Origin of the sequence: Flexithrix dorotheae DSM 6795, from assembly GCF_000379765.1 — a bacterium.
Lineage (GTDB): Bacteria > Bacteroidota > Bacteroidia > Cytophagales > Flammeovirgaceae > Flexithrix > Flexithrix dorotheae.
Genome location: NZ_KB903454.1, coordinates 453,150 through 469,918 on the forward strand (window position 1 = coordinate 453,150; position 16,769 = coordinate 469,918).

Below are 16,769 nucleotides of genomic sequence, written 5' to 3' on the forward strand. Positions count from 1 at the left end.
CATCACCCGACCGAATTGCAGAAACAGTTTTTTGTTAACTGAAAATTCCAAAAGCCAGCTATTTTTACTATGATAGGAATCCTTGTTATTCTTTGTCATTTTATGATTTGTACCCATCCATTAAAATTATTTTTTAAAATCAAGGTTCCTTGTCTACAATTAATATCTACTGACCAATAATATATTCCTGAAGGTAATTCATTTCCTGAATTTGTCCCGTCCCAAAAATTATTAATTTCGTTTGTTTCAAAAACTTGCTGCCTAATCTATTGAAAATTTTCAGATTAAATTTAGAAATGTCTTCAGCCTTGCTGCTTATCTCAAAAATATCATTTATTCCATCTCTATTTGGTGTAAAAACATTTGGGATATTTATTTCGCATTTGCATTTTACAACGTTCAATTACTTTCATTTAATGGTAAGGCAGATGTTACAACTCATTCCATCTTTTGCTAGTCTGGTAAAGCAAACGCCATGACAGAACCAGAAGGATTATCATTCGTTCCTCCAACAGAAAGCACCAAAAATTGCTTTTCACCCACTTGATATGTACAGGAAGTAGCATTTGACAAAGCAGGTAGCCTGGTCTGCCATAAAATTTCACCATTTGATTTATTGATGGCTCGTAATTGTTTGTCCTCCGAACCACTTATAAAAATTAGTCCTCCTGCGGTAACTATTGGTCCAGATTTACCTTCCTCGCCAGTAATTGGTTCACCATCTTTACGGAGTTTTTCATTATTGCCCAATCTAATCTGCCATTCGTATTCGCCAGTCGAAAGATTAAGGGCGTTTAGTGTACCCCACGGTGGCTGAATAGCGGGATTTCCGCTTTGGTCAATCCAAGTGGTGTAACCAGAAATGTTAAAATACTGGATTTCATCGTTAGCTTTAGCGTTATTATCATCTACCAACTGTTTATCCTCTTCATTATAAAGGAACGCCAGTAAAGTTTCGATTTCACCCTCACTTAAGGCTCTACTAAATCCTGGCATTTGACCAACTCCACTGGCAATTTTTTGTCTCGATACGGTTTTGGGAACGGCTGCTTCCAAATGGGTTAAGGCAGGGAAAACTGCACCATTTCCTTGTCTATTGTTTCCGTGACAAGCAGCACAATAGTTTTGATATAACGTTGCGCCTTTTTGAAGAACTGTTTCAGCTTCAAAATCTGCTGGGTCTCTTTCAACAATTGTCATTAATTCAGCTACATCCATTGACCGAATGTACATCATATTTGTTTCTTTATCAAAAGCTGCACCGCCCCATTGTGCTCCACCTCTTGTGCCTGGAAGCATAATCGTACCTTTTAATGCTGGAGGAGTGTAGATGCCCTCATAACGAAGCGATTCGAACTGTTTTTTTAGTGCTTCATGGTCTTTTTCAGAGTAGTTGCTCAAATCTTCGATAGTCATTTCTTGTCTGGCAAATGGTTTGGGTCGTATAGGGAATGGTTGTGTAGGCCAGGCCTGTTCTCCAGGCATATCAGATGCTGGAACCGCTCGTTCCTCGATAGGAAATATTGGTTCACCCGTATCACGATCAAGAATATAAACAAAACCCTGTTTGCTGATTTGAGCAACAGCATCTATTGTTTGTCCATTTTGATTAAGCGTTACTAAGTTCGGAGGGGCGGGTAAATCGTAATCCCATAAATCGTGGTGTACAGTTTGAAAGTGCCATATATATTCGCCTGTGGAAGCTTTAAGCGCAAGTACACAATTGCCATAAAGATTTTGACCAATTCGGTCAGCACCATAGAAATCATAAGATGGGGAACCGAGGGAGGCGAACACCATATCCCGTTCCTTGTCAACACTCATTCCTGACCAATTATTAACTCCACCAGCAGTTTTATATGCATCTTTTGGCCAAGTTTCATAGCCAGGTTCACCAGGGAGCGGAATCGTATGGAAAGTCCAAACTAATTCACCTGTTTTACAATTGTATGCACGTAAATAACCAGGAGGCGACCCATAGAGGTCTTGTAGCCTACCTCCAACAATTATCAAATTTTTATAAATAATACCGGGAGAAGTCAAAGCAACAAACAAGTCCTTTGGGTCGTCTCGAAGTCCTATTCTCAAATCAACACTTCCATTCTTTCCAAATGTTGAAATAAGTTTACCTGATTTAGCATTTACTGCCAGAAGACGGTCGCCTGACCCAAAGAGGATACGTTTATCATTTCCGTTTTTCCAAAAGGCCACTCCACGAATCGTACCTCCCCCAACTCCTCCCTCAAAAGGGTCGAAAGACCAATGTTCTTGTCCTGTTTTAGCATTTAAAGCGTATAACAATCCTTTTGCTGAAACTGTATAAAGTACCTCGTCCACCATAATCGGTGTGCATTGACTTAATCCTGCTCTGGCATCAGATGGCATATCCTTCATTTCAAAAGTCCATGCCAATTGTAATTGATTAACATTGGTTGTATTAATTTGATTAAGTGAAGAATAGTTGGAACTGGCTCCATCCGCACGAAAAGCTGACCAATTGTTATTATCATTTAGAGTAGTATTTTTATTCTCCTCAGTTTGGCAACTATTAAAAAACAATAAACCAATGAAAGCCAAATAAATTCCATATCTTTTGAATTTTTGTTCAATTCTCATTTGTAAAGTATGATTCATTATTTTTGCGTTTTCATCGTTTATTTTTCTTTTTTTGCTTGCCACTACACTTGAATAAAGTCCTCTAAGACACTTCCTCAGCACTGTATTTACATTTGCTTTAATGTAAATAAATAAAACTACAAATAGAATTTTTAAAACATTAAAAAAGCCCTCCACAGTAAATTAAATTACTATGAAGGGCTTTTTATGTTTGGAATTGCTATCCCAATTACAAATCGTACTGGTCTATGTATTGCTGATCTAGTTCTTCTGAATCTTTGTACTTTACTCTAAGGTCTGCCAGTTTGGCTTTCATTTCTTTCACTACTTCCTGATAAGCCGGGTCATTATACACATTATTCATTTCCTGCGGATCTTTAATTCTGTCATACAACTCCCATTCGTCTACATCAAAATAGAAATGCGCCAGCTTAAATTCCTTGGTCACTATACCATAATGCCTTTTTACCATATGTTCATTAGGGTATTCATAATAATGGTAATAAACTGATTCTCTGGTCCATTTATCAGTTTCTCCTTTTAATAATGGAATTATGCTTTCTCCCTGCATATCCGATGGAGCAGTAATTCCGGCTGCTTCCAGAAATGTCTGGGCAAAATCGAGATTTTGTACCATTTCATCATTAGTAGTTCCCGGTTTAATTTCATTGGGCCACCTGATCAACAATGGTGTTTTGAAGGATTCATCATAAATAAACCTTTTGTCAAACCAACCGTGCTCCCCCAAATAAAACCCCTGATCTGAAGTATAAACTACGATGGTATTTTCTGCCAACCCGCTTTCATCCAGGTAATCCAATACCCTACCTATATTTTCATCTACAGATTCAATACAACCCAGGTAATCCTGCATATACCGCTGGTATTTCCAGATCATTTTTTCTTTATCATTCATTTTTGGCCAGTGCTCCTTAAATGCGGCATTGATAGAATCAAGAGTCGGATCATATAAAGCTTTTTGCGCTTCATTTAGTCGGTTGTACGCACCGTTAAAGAAATTTCCACCAATATTCGCTTTCGGTGTAACTCCTCCCATAGCCTCTATGGTTTCTGGTTTTATTTTGGAGTCATGGGAATACCACATATGATGTAAAATATTCATTGCAGCAGTTTTGGCAGCGGTACCTCTGTTGGCATAATCGTCAAATAAAGAAGCCGGAAGTGGATATTCTTTTTTGGAAAACTCCTCAAATTTATCCGGGGTTGGCCACCAAGGTCTATGCGGAGCTTTATGCAAATACATCATCATAAAAGGCTTTTCTTTATCCCTTTTCTCATCCAGCCAGTTGATCGTCAGGTCTGTAATAATATCCGTCACATACCCTGTTATAGTAGTATCTCCTTTTGGAGTGATAAACTTAGGATTTACATAACTTCCCTGACCTGGCAAAATCATGAAATCATCCACTCCTTTTGGGTTGTTACCAAAATGTAATTTTCCATACATGGCAGTTTCATACCCTGCTTTTTGAAATATTTGTGGAAAAGTAGTCTGGGTTGTATCAAAAGGAGATCTATTATCAATTTTACCATTCAGGTGAGAATGTTTGCCAGTAAGGATCACCGCCCTGGATGGTGCACAGATAGAATTGGTCACACAGGCATTGGAAAACAAAATTCCTTCATCTGCCAGGCGATCTATATTTGGTGTTTGAATTAAATGGTCATCATAGGCACTAATGGCCTGATAAGCATGGTCATCAGACATGATGAATAAAATGTTAGGCCTTTTGGTTTCCTTGTTTTCCGCCATTTTTCCCGGCTTGTTACAGGCAAATAAGCCTAGTATAAAAGTACCTAACACTAAAAAATTAATCTGGTAATTATTTCGCATTTTTTTCTGGTTGTTTAAATTTTTCAACTACAAACTTACAATTTTTCCAAATTGGGAAAAGGGATTGGGTACGAATCCTAAATATTCAGTACTGAACCGATAATTGATAGTTTTAAAAATAATTTTCAGCCATACATCCGCCTAGTTTTTAAGCTTAAAACTGTAATGGGCTCCTGATTTTTTTATATATTAAACCAAATATTCACCTAATAATGAAGGATTTCTTTACCAATAAGCCTGGACGGTTTAAGATCAATTTTTTACTCTATTTTATTTTTATCTTCCTTTATTCAGGAAGTGCATTATTTGCTCAGCCAGAAAAAGAAGTTTTTATTAAAAGGGTTACTTTACAGGATGGGTCTATTTTTGGAAGTATTTATTGTATCTGGCAGGATCCAGACGGATTTATCTGGGTAGGGACCGAAGAAGGAGCTTACCGTTACAATGGCTATGGTTTTGACCATTTGATAAAAGAACCTGGAAAGGAAAATAGCCTTTTGTCAAATTTGGTAAAAGATATTACTGGTAAGGACCAGAAAGTTTATATCGCCACTTTCGATGGGCTGAGTGTTTATGACTTGGTTTTCAATAAATACACCAATTACCCATCTGAAAAATACTTTGAAAACGAAAATTTAAGGTGTCTGAGGCTCAGCTCTTCCGGAGACTTATATATTGGAACCACCACCAAACTATTCAAATTGGCCGATGGTAAAATCATTCCCCTGTCCATCCCTGAACATGTAGGATTTATCAATACCATTTTTGAGGATAATGAAAAGAATATGTGGATTGGAGGGGAAAGCGGATGTGCTATTTATTATCCAAAGGTGAGTGAATTTAAAGCTATTCCATTTTCAAGCAACAGAACCTCTACGATCAATTTATTTTTTGAAGATGACAACGGTTCGCTATGGGCCGGAGGAACGAGTAGTCCACTTCAATTTATTGATAAAGAAAATTGGAAGATCCTCACATATGAGGAAAAAACAGGAAGTAAACTCCCATTCGATGGGGAAGATTTAGTAGAATCCTGTAGCGAAGATTTTTTTGGAAATTTGTGGCTGGCCACAGAATCCCAACCATTATATTTTAACAAAAAAGCGCTGGTTGAGGGAAAAATAAAGGAGCAGTGCTGTTTAGAAGGTTTATTTCTTTCGGAAAACTTTGTGATTGAATCTTATCGGGTAATAATTACTGACAGAGATGGCAGAATTTGGCTTGGAAGTTTCTCTACCGGGCTTTATGTTATCGATTTTAACGAAAAAAAAGCCTCCCATTATTATTATAAGCCTTATAAGCCCAACCATTTAAGCCATAACAATACGACTAGTTTTGCAGAATCTCCTAAGGGTAAAATATGGATTGGTACTGATGGTGGAGGATTAAATTGTTTTGATAAAAATAGCAGAGTTTTCCAAACCTTCCAAAAAGACAAAAGTGATCCAGGAAGCATATCCGGAAATATACCATTAACCATTGTTTATGACAGTGTGAAATCAGGAATTTGGGTAGGTCATTGGGATGATGGACTTGACTTTTTAGATTTAAAAACACAAAAATTCACGAACTATCCACTTCAGCTTACCAATGGTGAAAAATTTAATAATTCCATTTTTTATTTACAATTTGATAATAAACACAGGCTGTGGGCGGCCATTCCCAACCAGGGGCTTTTTTTGGTAAAACCAGAAAAGGGAGAATTAATTAAATATGATCATAATGACGAAATAAAACAGGTTGAATACTTTTTTGAAGACAGTAATCAACAATGGTGGGTTTGCAGTATTGATGGGTTATATATCTTTAATCTTAACTCCATGATATTTACCAAAAAATATGATTCAGACCATGGGTTAGGTAGTAATTATGTAAATGTGGTGGCTGAAGATAGCTATGGAAGAATTTGGGCTGGCACACAGGAAAACGGTCTAAATTTATTGGATATCGAAGCGGATACCTTTATTACATTTTCAGCATTTAATCAGATCAACATTGTGGGTATTGTGGAAGATGAACAAAATTTTCTATGGATAAGTGCACATGAAGGTTTATTTAGGATAAAAGTAAATATGAAAAATGAAATTGTTCACTACAAACGGTTTAGCATTAGTGATGGATTGCAGAGTAATCACTTTAAAAGAAGAACATTTTTAAAATCTTCGGTTTCTAATGAGCTTTTTTTTGGAGGAGTAAATGGTTTTAATATTTTCGTTCCGGCAACCATATCAGAAAAATCGAAACCTCCTTCGGTATTCATTACCAACCTTTTTATTCATAACAAACCAGTTTCTCCGGGCGATCCCAATTCTATTCTGGAAAAAGACATCTCAAAATCCAAAGAATTGACACTTGGAAGGCATCAGAATAACATTACCTTTGAATGCTTATCCCTTAATTTCACCAATTCCCAAAACAATCTTTACCAGGTTAAATTGGAAAATTTTGACGAGGATTGGGTTAATTTAGGGCATTCCAGAAAAGTTACCTATACCAACCTCAATCCGGGTAATTACACTTTTAGATTTAAAGGCTCCAACCATGAAGGTGTATGGAGTGAACAAGAAGCCTCCATCGAAATAAAGGTGTTACCACTCTGGTGGGAAACTTTAAGTGCAAAAATCGCCTACGTTATAGGAGCAATTCTATCCATTTGGTTTCTGGTGAGGATAAGATTAAGGATGCTAAAATTAAGGAATAAAATACTGGAGAAAAAAGTGGAGGACCGAACAAAAGAAATATCAGAAAAATCTAAAGAAATTTTAGCTCAAAATGAAGAACTGGAAGCACAGCAGGGTTATTTGGGCAAGCAAAATATTGAATTGGAAAATACCATAAAACTACTCAAATCTACACAATCCCAATTGGTTCAGTCCGAAAAACTCGCTTCTCTTGGCTTTCTTACTGCAGGAATTGCCCATGAAATCAATAATCCCATCAACTTTATTAAATCAGGAATTGTGGGGCTGGAGAAATCCTTACACAAACTTTTGTTTCTGATGAAAGAATATGATTCCATTAATGATGAAAATGTAAAGGAAAGGTTAGCCAAAATCAAAGCACTTAAAGCCCAATATAAATACGAGAAATTAATTCAACTAGTAAAGAAAGTTGCCGGAGACATTGGAATTGGAGCCAACAGAACTGCCGATATTGTAAAAGAGCTTAGAACTTTTGCCAGGATAGAAGGTGACGGTTTGAAATTGGCAGATATTCATGAAGGAATTAATTCAAGCCTTATTTTGCTGGCCAACCAATATCAGGATAGAATAAAAATCACAAGGAATTATGGTGAAATTCCCAAAATTGAATGCTTTCCCGGAAAATTGAATCAGGTATTTATGAATTTGCTGGTAAATGCCATTCAGGCCATTGAGGGAAAGGGAGAAATCATCATTTCCACATGTGTGAGGGAGGAGGAAATAAATATTTCGATAACAGATTCAGGTCATGGTATGGATCCTGAAATTCAAAAACATATTTTTGAACCCTTTTTCTCTACCAAGGAAGAGGGTCAGGGAACTGGTTTGGGACTATCAATTTCCCTAAGTATTATAAAAGAACATCAGGGTAAAATTGAGGTGGAATCTGAATTGGGCAAGGGAAGTACAATTAACCTTCGGTTTCCCCTAAATGTTAACCTCCAGGAGAAGGCCAAAAAATCTGTGGTTTAAAACAATTCGGATATCTGACTATTTGGCTACCTCAATTTTTGGCTTGGTTTTCTTCAATTTTTCTCCTTTTAATTGCCGTAACACTACCGCAGTTTTATCCTTTTTTATGGCCACATACACTGCATGATCCAGCACTTCAATCATCCCTAATTCATCCTTTTTCAACTTTCCCTTTTTGTAAAAAAGCCCTACCACATCAAACTTGCTTACTTTTTCTTTTTTTCCTGCACTGAGGTAGATGGTCACCCACTCCGGTGATTTTGGCAAATCAAAAGAATCTTCCAGTTCCTCCATTTCCAGCTTCTCCTTTATATAAGGAGGAACCTTTTCACCCGCTGATAATACCAGATAAGAATTGCCCACAGCATGCATCCGGGCCGTCCTCCCATTACGATGGATGTAGGCCTCCTCCTTTTGCGGCAACTGATAATGGATAATATGCTCAATATCGGGAATATCCAGCCCTCTGGAAGCCAGATCAGTGGTAATTAATAAATTATGACTGCCATTTCTGAATTTAATCAGGTTTCTTTCTCGTTCATCCTGTTCCAATCCCCCGTGAAATATTCCATGCACCAGGCCTTTTTCCCAAAGTAATTCACTGATTCTTTCCACAGCTGCCCTGTGGTTACAGAATACCAAGGTAGCTTTCGATTCGGGAAAATTCAATTTGCAAACTAACTGAAATAAAGCCTCAAGTTTGTCATTCCCTAATGACCTCACAGCTTTTAAACTTAATCCCTCCGGTTTTGATTTTTGAAGGAAATTTACAACCATGGGATCTTCCACTCCAGTAAATTCTGGGATTTTCTTCATTTTGGTAGCAGAGGTCAGGATTCTTTTCTTTAATCCATTGAGTGCATACATTATGCTACTCATATCCTTCTCAAAACCAAATTCAAGGGCCTTATCGAATTCATCAAGCACTAAGATTTGGATATCACTGGTATCAAAATTTTGCTGGGCAATATGGTCTGCAATTCTGCCTGGGGTGCCAATTAAAACAGCCGGAGGATGGATAAAGTTATTTTTCTCTGTTTTTAAGGAATGTCCGCCATAACTGCAATTCACTTTATAGCCAGTGCCCATTTTCCGAAAAACCTGTTCAATTTGCAATGCCAACTCCCTTGAAGGAACCAAAATCAAAGCCTGAATACCTTTCACTTCAGGAGAAAGCGCAAGTAAAATGGGAAGTAAAAAAGCCAGTGTTTTTCCTGAGCCGGTTGGGGCAAGTAACACTATATCCTGGTCGTTTTCATTGGCCAGTAAGGTTGCTTTTTGTATATCATTCAGGTCAGAAATTTCAAGTTGTTGAAGTGCCTTGGTGATGATTGGAGAATATGTTTGCATGCAGCAAAGGTAAGTCAGAAAAGCTTAATTGCGGGTTTATTTTTGATAATTGGTATAAATAAATCAGGGCAATAACCAGAGAATATATTTCTTAGGATTATTGCCACTGATTTGTTCAAAAAACGCAACTTTGGTAATTTGCCTTAATTTAGGTTTGTATCAAAAAGTGAGTTTTCATGACATCTTAAAGGCTTTGGTTACGCCTTAATTGAATTTTAGTTAAAAGACTGGCAATTATTCTTCTTATCACCTGAAAAAATTCACTTACCTTTTATACCATTTAGAGGAAGTGAACCCAAATTGCTGAAACATGATTTCATCCAACTTAATTTTATACATGCAAATTAGCCAGAAAACAAAGTACAAAATAGGAAATTTCGGACATTTTATTTTTTTTTCGAGAATGATTAAAAAATAGATTTCCATTATGATTTGATAATCATCCAACTTCTTCCCTCCAGTGGAAAATATCCACAAATAAATTGTTGTTTTTCACATATACCTTCGGGCTTTTCCCTATAAACGCTCTAAATTCAGCATTAAAGTGAGAGTGATCAAAATACCCGGCTTCATAAGCTATTTCCGTCAATTTCATTGCCTTATCCGAATGAATCAGACGAATGGCATTGTTAATTCTCACAATTTTCTGGAAAGTTTTGGGAGTTATGCCCATTCCCTCCTTAAAGGCCCTTCTAATTTGTCTTTCGCTTTTATTCAGTTTTTCAGCCAAATCATTGATGTGCAAACCCGGAAAGGTCAACATCTCTGTTATAATCTGATCTACAAGGTCGGTAGAGAAGGAATCATGGTTCAGTTTTTTTTCAAAAAATGAAGTGAGTAAAGCTACCTTTGCATTGTTATTATGCTCTTTTTGTATTTCCGCATAAATCATTTTTAATTCAGGTAAATTCAATTCATCAAAGGAAAAAAGCCTGTTGATTATATTATTCATAGATAAATTGAATAATTTCCTGAGTTTCCCAGGCCTAAATATCACGGCAATAAAAGTCATAACACCTCCAAACCCCACTTTATAGCTTTTATCGAAATGGGGCAAAATATAGGCAGAAGGAATATCCTCCAATGATTTCCTGGAAGATTCCATAGAAATTCGAGTCTCTTTTTTACTAAAAAAAATGATGGCCGTACCCAAACCAGGAGGAATTTGGGTGAGAAGAGGTTGGTTGAAGGCCATATTTTCATCTATTATTGCATAAACATGAATAAAGGGTTTTAGGAGATCAGATGGCAAAATTTCCTGATAATTCATTTAAGTCTGAACTAAAAGTTAAGAAAAAGCTTAAGTTGATGGGATAGCATTCAGATTCTTTATCCTTTTCATTCACAGCTGTGTTCAGCTCAAAAATACCAAATTATGGATCCTGGTCTTAACACGAACAATTCATTTTTGAGACATTTCAACCAAACCAATAATCCCGTTTAAAATACTTTTAAATGGCCAGAAAAAGGAAATTGACCATTAAAAAAATTAAATCGGGAAGTAAAGTTGGGTATGTTTAAATTTAGTAAAAAATCAGCTGTAATTACAGCTAATTTCACATTTTTTTCATAAAATACTATTTTTAAGGGATGCCACTTCATCAGGACGTCACTCCTATTCTGCATATTGTTATTCTGATTCAAATATGTGCCCAAACCAGGCTTACCTCAAATCAGTCAATTAGATAAATCACCGGGTTGGTCACTGTGTGAAAAATTAATCACATAGGCCTGCTTCAAAAATGGCAATTACAATATTTGTATCATGCAGGCGGAAACCTTTTTGAAGGACAGACCAGAAAATAACCAAAAATCATCCTTTTATGGAGGACATTCCTCCATCCACATGCAGTACCTGGCCGGTAATCCAATGCGCTTTATCAGATAATAAAAAAGCCGCTATTTCGGCTATATCCTGTGTGCTTCCAATTGCCTTTAAAGGGTGTCTTTGGGCATTGGCTTCTTTCTTAGCTTCATTATTTAATAAACCGGAGGCTAATGGGGTATCGGTTATGGAAGGCGCGATACAATTCACTCGGATTTTGGGCGCAAATTCCGCAGCTAAAGCCCTGGTCAGGCCTTCAATTGCCCCCTTTGAAGTGGCTACCTGCGAATGGAAGTTAAACCCATTTTGCACAGCTACAGTTGAAAATAAAACTACAGAAGGCTTATTTGCAGCTTTTAACAAAGGCATAACTTTTTGAATAATTTTAACTCCACCTACTACCTGCAGATTAAAATCGTCCAAAAAATCTTCAGGCTTGAATCGGGTAAAAGGTTTCAGGTTAATAGATCCAGGGCAATAAACCAGGCCATCTATTTTATCAGGCAAAAAACTTAAGTCCAAATCATCAGATAAAACATCTAAAAAATGGAAGGAGGCATTACCGTGTCCTTCTATAGCATGTGTATTATAAGTACCGAAAACAGTGTGGTTTTCTGAGGCTAATTGTTCCGCTAAAGTTTTTCCTATTCCTGAGGAAGCTCCAATAATTAAGTAATTTTTCATAACTGGATAACTTCAAGGAGAAAAAAATGTTTGTATCCCAATAAATTAAGGTACACTAAGTATTTTTCAAATTGGGAAAAGATTGTATCTAATTTTAGTTTATCCCCTCCATTTACCATTCAACAGATTTACATTTTAGAATATCATTTTTTTTCCTTAATTTAACAACCGATACCCAAAAAGTTTGATAAAATGAAAATTAAGAAATTTATTGCAAGGGTTTTATCCTACGGAGGGTTTATTCTTTCGGGAATATTCGCTTTCGTATTTACAATAGAACCTGCACACCATGCAGTTGATATGATTGCCCCTTTTGTAGCGGCCTTTAGTCTTGCTTCCGGAAGTACCTGGTGGCTAAGGAAGGAGCGAAATAAAGATGAAGAAATTAACCTCTTAAAATTTGTGATCAAAAATGGAGGAAAAGCTACTTTGGGAGAGATTGTTGCCGAATTGGAAATCCCTGTAGAAAGAGTGCGGAAAACAGTAGATAAATTACAAAAACACGGTGCGCTTGGCACTAATGTTTCAGATGATGGCGAGCTGGTTTATTCCAGTTCTCAACGCAATTTGATTAATCCACAATTTTCTTTCTAATTTTTTCTGTTAAAAAAAATATTTGTCATTATATTTAACGCCTTCCACAATGGAAGGCTATTTTTTTATCTAACCATTATTTTTGAGAATGAAATTTACCCACCAACGCAAATGCCTGATCACCATCATTTTAATGTTTACCTTTCAGATTAGTTTTGCGGACTTTCGTCTGGCCAATGTGTTTGGGGACAATATGGTTTTGCAAAGAAACAAAGAGATTCCTGTTTGGGGATTTGGGGATAAAGGGGAAAAAATCACTATTAGCTTCAATGGACAATCTCTTACAGTTAAGGTTAAACAAGGCAAATGGATGGTAAAATTCCCTGCCATGAAAGCAGGAGGGCCTTATGAAATGATCCTAAAAGGGAAAAAGGTAACCAAAACCATTAAAAATATTTTGATTGGTGATGTGTGGATCTGTTCAGGACAATCTAACATGGAATGGGTGCTACAGGCCACTAACAATGCAGAAGAAGAAATAGCCAACGCCAATTATCCACAAATCAGGCATCTTAAAGTTCCAAGGGTAATTTCCACTTTACAAAAGGAGGATATTGAAGCAGCAGACTGGCAAATTTGTTCTCCTGAAACCGCAGGAAACTTTACAGCAGTAGGATATTATTTTGCCAAAGCATTGAGGGGATCCACTAACGTGCCCATTGGACTATTGAATACTACCTGGGGAGGAACCAATGTAGAAACCTGGACAAGTCCCGAAGCCATTGGCGAAATTCCGGAATTTAAATCAAAAGTAGAGGAGCTAAAAGTGGCCGATTTAGAAAAAATGGCAGCTTTACGTAAGGAAAAATTAATCGCAAACATTGGAAATATACCGGATAAAGATCCGGGATTGGTAGATGGAAAAGCCATTTGGGCTGAAAGTGATTTTGATGATTCCAGCTGGAAAAAAATGGAATTACCCGGACTTTGGGAAAATCAGGGATTGGCCGATCTTGACGGCATAGTTTGGTTCAGGAGAACTTTTGAATTGACCGAAGAGCAGGTACAAACCGGTATAAAAATAAGCCTGGGGCCGGTGGATGACAATGAAATGACCTGGATAAATGGAAATCAAGTTGGGAAAACAGAAGGCTATAACATCAAAAGAGAATATGAAGCCCAACCGGACCAATTAAAAGCAGGAGAAAATACCATTGTAATCCGGGTGGATGATACCGGTGGTGGAGGAGGAATTTATGGAGACCAGGAAGTATTATTTGTATCCGCCAATGGTAAAAAAATATCTCTTGCCGGTGATTGGAAATACAAAGTTGGGGAAGCCTCTATAAATGCCAGCCTAAGTCCTAACAGTATGCCCTCCTTATTATACAATGCAATGCTGGCACCAGTCGTACCATATGCCATGACTGGGGTGATTTGGTATCAGGGAGAATCCAATGCCGGAAGGGCTTATACTTATAGAACACTTTTTCCACTAATGATAAAGGATTGGCGAAATAAATGGCAGGCTGGAGATTTTCCATTTTTATTTGTTCAGCTGGCTAATTTTATGGCTCCCAAAAGCGATCCTGGTGAAAGTGCCTGGGCCGAACTCAGAGAAGCCCAATCCATGACCTTATCTTTACCCAATACCGGGCAGGCGGTAATCATTGACATTGGGGAAGCCAATGATATTCACCCCAGAAATAAAAAAGATGTGGGTTACAGGTTATCACTGGCAGCTCGAAAAATAGCTTACAATGAAGATATCGTATTTTCAGGGCCGGTATACCAATCACATTCCGTAGAAAATGGAAAAGTAAGGATTAAATTTGAACATGTTGGAGGGGGACTTTTAGTGAAAGATAAGTATGGTTATATTAATGGTTTTGAACTGGCTGGAGAGGATAAAAAATTCTATTTTGCCAAAGCCAAACTAGAGGGAAATGAAGTCATAGTATGGACTGATGAAGTAAACTCACCTATTGCCATTAGATATGGCTGGGCCGAAAACCCAGATGATTTAAACCTTTATAACAAGGAAAATTTACCTGCATCACCATTTAGAACTGATGAGTGGCCGGGAATTACACAACCTTAACAATTTAAAAACAATGTATAAAGGAATCCTTTATTTAAAGGCGATGATATTATATGCTTCTATTTTTTTAATAGTAGATTGCCTGGCCTTTTACTTTGAATTTCCCTTTATGGTGAAAACGCAAATTGGTTTCAAGGAAGTGATAAAAATATCAATAAAAACAATCTTGGTAGGCGGGATTTTTTCTGCATTTTTAGTTTCCATCCATCTAAAATATTTGTCAAATCTGGGTTTAAACCTCAAAAAAAAATCATCCCTGACTTTGAAACAGCAAAAGACAATAACACTTCCTGTTACCTTTAATGAACTACAAGAAATTGCATTTGGCTTTAAAGATCTGAAAGCAGTGGTAAATACCAAAGAAGAAACCATTTCATTAAAATCACCCATTGAGATTCCTTTCTATGGAGAGAAAGTTTCAATTAATTATTCCCGAAAAAAAATTAATAGTCCTGCAGAAATTACCATCAAAAGCAGGCCGAAAAATAAATTGGCAATTATTGACTTTGGACGAAACTACAGTAATGTGCAGGAGATTGAAAAAAGGATTAGTTATTCTGTTTTGAGTTCGAGAAATATGGCTTCCACCCTGTAAAAATAGCATTCTGACTAAAACCTCCCTTTTCCCTCTGGACTTATCATTTAATTAGAGTAAAAATAACTCTAACCAAACTTTTTCAATTATGGGAATTTTAACATGGATAATATTCGGTCTTATTGCAGGTAGCCTTGCCAAATGGATTATGCCCGGGAAAGATCCGGGAGGATGGATTGTTTCCATTATTTTGGGTATTGCCGGTGGTGTGCTGGGCGGTTATCTGGGAACATTTTTTGGACTGGGAAACGTAACAGGGTTTAATATTGGCAGCTTGCTTCTGGCCATAGTAGGTGCCCTTATCTTACTTTTTATTTATAGGAAAATAAAGGGTTGAAACTTTTCCGATAAAGAGTTCATTAAGCCCGATACTAACCTGTTTTAAATAAAAATTAAATCAGATTTTGAAAGCCATTGAATACGGAAAGCCAATTTCGTACTCAATGGTTTTACTTTATCATGTTATAATTTGAAATTAGATTTGAAATTTTTAAGTAGGAATGGCATATCAAAATTCCAAATAAAAACTGAAAGTAAAGTCTATTACCCCCCAATCCGACATATTGATTTTTACATTTACATTATGCCTTTAATATTGATATTTTGTTATTTTTCAATTTATCATATTTTAACAAACAAGTTTTTTCTTTGAATTAGAAATTTACGCATCTAAAACATTGAAAAAATGGATAAAAAAGGCTTTAACCAACTATTTTCCATTTCACTTGCCATTTATATTTTCCTTTTGTTTCCTTTTATTTTTATGGAAAAGGGAGTAGTTTGCCTAACCCTCAATGCCACTCACAATCCTATTTTGGATTATTTTTTCAAGTATTTCACAGCAATGGGAAATGGGGCTATCTTTGGATTGGCAATCATCGGCTGTCTTTTTATTCGATTTTATTATGCTGTTTTAGTAGCCATTGTAGGAATTTTTCATGGTCTTGTGGTTTATTTATTTAAGCAGTTTCTGTTTTTTGAAGCAGAAAGACCACTGGGCTACTTTGGTGATTTATCCGGTTTAAATTTTGTAGAAGGTGTGGATCAATATTACGCCAACTCCTTTCCTTCCGGCCATACTGCCTCTGCCTTTGCTTTGGCAATTATTTTCATTCTTATTTTAAATAAAAGGAGATTTATCCTACCTATTTTTTCTCTTGCAATCTTAGTTGGCATTTCCAGAATTTACCTGCTTCATCACTTTTTTATCGATACTTTTTGTGGGTCACTTATTGGAATTTTCTCAGCCATAATCACCTGGTTTTTGATGGAAAGGTATACCAAAATCAAACACCAGAACTGGGCTAATTCATTCTTAACTATCGGCTTCAAAAATACTTCTCCATCCCTATCCAAAACAGAGGTGCTTCAATAACTTTTCTCTGGACAAATAAATTTCCCCCAGTCATCAGTTATACACACAATATTTAATAATTGCACTTTTCTAATATTTACTTGTGTATTCCTCCAAAAAAAACTTTCACTCGAAAATCAAATAATTTTACAAAACCCCTGAAAAATTACATCTGTATTTT

11 protein-coding genes and 1 pseudogene are annotated in these 16,769 nt (G+C 36.5%); 6 read left to right on the plus strand and 6 right to left on the minus strand.

Features of this window, described 5'->3' with window-relative positions; genetic code table 11:
* Positions 1-95 precede the first annotated feature (95 nt).
* The 3 genes and pseudogenes from A3EM_RS48520 to A3EM_RS0124020 form a co-directional block, all read right to left on the minus strand.
* Positions 96-403 (minus strand): annotated as a pseudogene (locus A3EM_RS48520) (T9SS type B sorting domain-containing protein).
* A 50-nt stretch (positions 404-453) separates the two neighbouring features.
* A complete protein-coding gene (locus A3EM_RS0124015; RefSeq protein WP_020530806.1) occupies positions 454-2,793 on the minus strand; it encodes an outer membrane protein assembly factor BamB family protein in 2,340 nt (779 codons plus the stop codon).
* A gap of 52 nt (positions 2,794-2,845) precedes the next feature.
* Positions 2,846-4,471: a sulfatase family protein gene (locus A3EM_RS0124020; RefSeq protein WP_044239639.1), complete on the minus strand. Its 1,626-nt coding sequence runs from the start codon at positions 4,469-4,471 to the stop codon at positions 2,846-2,848.
* 212 nt (positions 4,472-4,683) lie between these two features.
* Here A3EM_RS0124020 and A3EM_RS0124025 point away from each other — a divergent pair, with 212 nt between their 5' ends.
* Positions 4,684-8,145 (plus strand): sensor histidine kinase, encoded by a 3,462-nt coding sequence (locus tag A3EM_RS0124025; protein ID WP_020530808.1) that lies wholly within the window; start codon positions 4,684-4,686, stop codon positions 8,143-8,145.
* Positions 8,146-8,163: 18 nt separating this feature from the next.
* Here the strand turns inward: A3EM_RS0124025 and A3EM_RS0124030 are convergent, their stop codons facing one another.
* The 3 genes from A3EM_RS0124030 to A3EM_RS0124050 all read right to left on the minus strand — a co-directional run bounded on the left by A3EM_RS0124030 (position 8,164) and on the right by A3EM_RS0124050 (position 12,004).
* Complete coding sequence (locus tag A3EM_RS0124030) at positions 8,164-9,495, minus strand: DEAD/DEAH box helicase (RefSeq protein ID WP_020530809.1); 1,332 nt, start codon at positions 9,493-9,495, stop codon at positions 8,164-8,166.
* A 439-nt stretch (positions 9,496-9,934) separates the two neighbouring features.
* On the minus strand, positions 9,935-10,765 hold the full coding sequence (locus tag A3EM_RS0124040; protein WP_020530811.1) for a helix-turn-helix domain-containing protein: 831 nt from the start codon (positions 10,763-10,765) through the stop codon (positions 9,935-9,937).
* 543 nt (positions 10,766-11,308) lie between these two features.
* The gene (locus A3EM_RS0124050) at positions 11,309-12,004 is read right to left on the minus strand and encodes an SDR family NAD(P)-dependent oxidoreductase (RefSeq protein WP_020530813.1); all 696 of its coding nucleotides are present in this window, start codon (positions 12,002-12,004) and stop codon (positions 11,309-11,311) included.
* Between the two features lie 192 nt (positions 12,005-12,196).
* Between A3EM_RS0124050 and A3EM_RS0124060 the strand changes: the two genes are divergently transcribed.
* From A3EM_RS0124060 to A3EM_RS46190, 5 genes are all read left to right on the plus strand, one after another.
* On the plus strand, positions 12,197-12,598 hold the full coding sequence (locus tag A3EM_RS0124060) for a hypothetical protein (protein ID WP_020530815.1): 402 nt from the start codon (positions 12,197-12,199) through the stop codon (positions 12,596-12,598).
* Positions 12,599-12,686: 88 nt separating this feature from the next.
* The gene (locus A3EM_RS0124065; protein ID WP_020530816.1) at positions 12,687-14,639 is read left to right on the plus strand and encodes a sialate O-acetylesterase; all 1,953 of its coding nucleotides are present in this window, start codon (positions 12,687-12,689) and stop codon (positions 14,637-14,639) included.
* A 13-nt stretch (positions 14,640-14,652) separates the two neighbouring features.
* On the plus strand, positions 14,653-15,234 hold the full coding sequence (locus A3EM_RS0124070) for a hypothetical protein (RefSeq protein WP_020530817.1): 582 nt from the start codon (positions 14,653-14,655) through the stop codon (positions 15,232-15,234).
* A gap of 88 nt (positions 15,235-15,322) precedes the next feature.
* Positions 15,323-15,571 (plus strand): GlsB/YeaQ/YmgE family stress response membrane protein, encoded by a 249-nt coding sequence (locus tag A3EM_RS0124075; RefSeq protein WP_020530818.1) that lies wholly within the window; start codon positions 15,323-15,325, stop codon positions 15,569-15,571.
* 348 nt (positions 15,572-15,919) lie between these two features.
* Positions 15,920-16,609, plus strand: a complete 690-nt coding sequence (locus A3EM_RS46190; protein ID WP_020530819.1) for a phosphatase PAP2 family protein — start codon at positions 15,920-15,922, stop codon at positions 16,607-16,609.
* The last annotated feature ends 160 nt before the right edge of the window (positions 16,610-16,769 follow it).

Excerpts from the sequence above, each read along its gene's own strand:
- A3EM_RS0124020 (WP_044239639.1), bottom strand. The coding sequence starts at position 4,471 with ATGCGAAATAATTACCAGATTAATTTTTTAGTGTTAGGTACTTTTATA.
- A3EM_RS0124025 (WP_020530808.1), top strand. The coding sequence starts at position 4,684 with ATGAAGGATTTCTTTACCAATAAGCCTGGACGGTTTAAGATCAATTTT.
- A3EM_RS0124030 (WP_020530809.1), bottom strand. The coding sequence starts at position 9,495 with ATGCAAACATATTCTCCAATCATCACCAAGGCACTTCAACAACTTGAA.
- A3EM_RS0124040 (WP_020530811.1), bottom strand. The coding sequence starts at position 10,765 with ATGAATTATCAGGAAATTTTGCCATCTGATCTCCTAAAACCCTTTATT.
- A3EM_RS0124050 (WP_020530813.1), bottom strand. The coding sequence starts at position 12,004 with ATGAAAAATTACTTAATTATTGGAGCTTCCTCAGGAATAGGAAAAACT.
- A3EM_RS0124060 (WP_020530815.1), top strand. The coding sequence starts at position 12,197 with ATGAAAATTAAGAAATTTATTGCAAGGGTTTTATCCTACGGAGGGTTT.
- A3EM_RS0124065 (WP_020530816.1), top strand. The coding sequence starts at position 12,687 with ATGAAATTTACCCACCAACGCAAATGCCTGATCACCATCATTTTAATG.
- A3EM_RS0124070 (WP_020530817.1), top strand. The coding sequence starts at position 14,653 with ATGTATAAAGGAATCCTTTATTTAAAGGCGATGATATTATATGCTTCT.
- A3EM_RS0124075 (WP_020530818.1), top strand. The coding sequence starts at position 15,323 with ATGGGAATTTTAACATGGATAATATTCGGTCTTATTGCAGGTAGCCTT.
- A3EM_RS46190 (WP_020530819.1), top strand. The coding sequence starts at position 15,920 with ATGGATAAAAAAGGCTTTAACCAACTATTTTCCATTTCACTTGCCATT.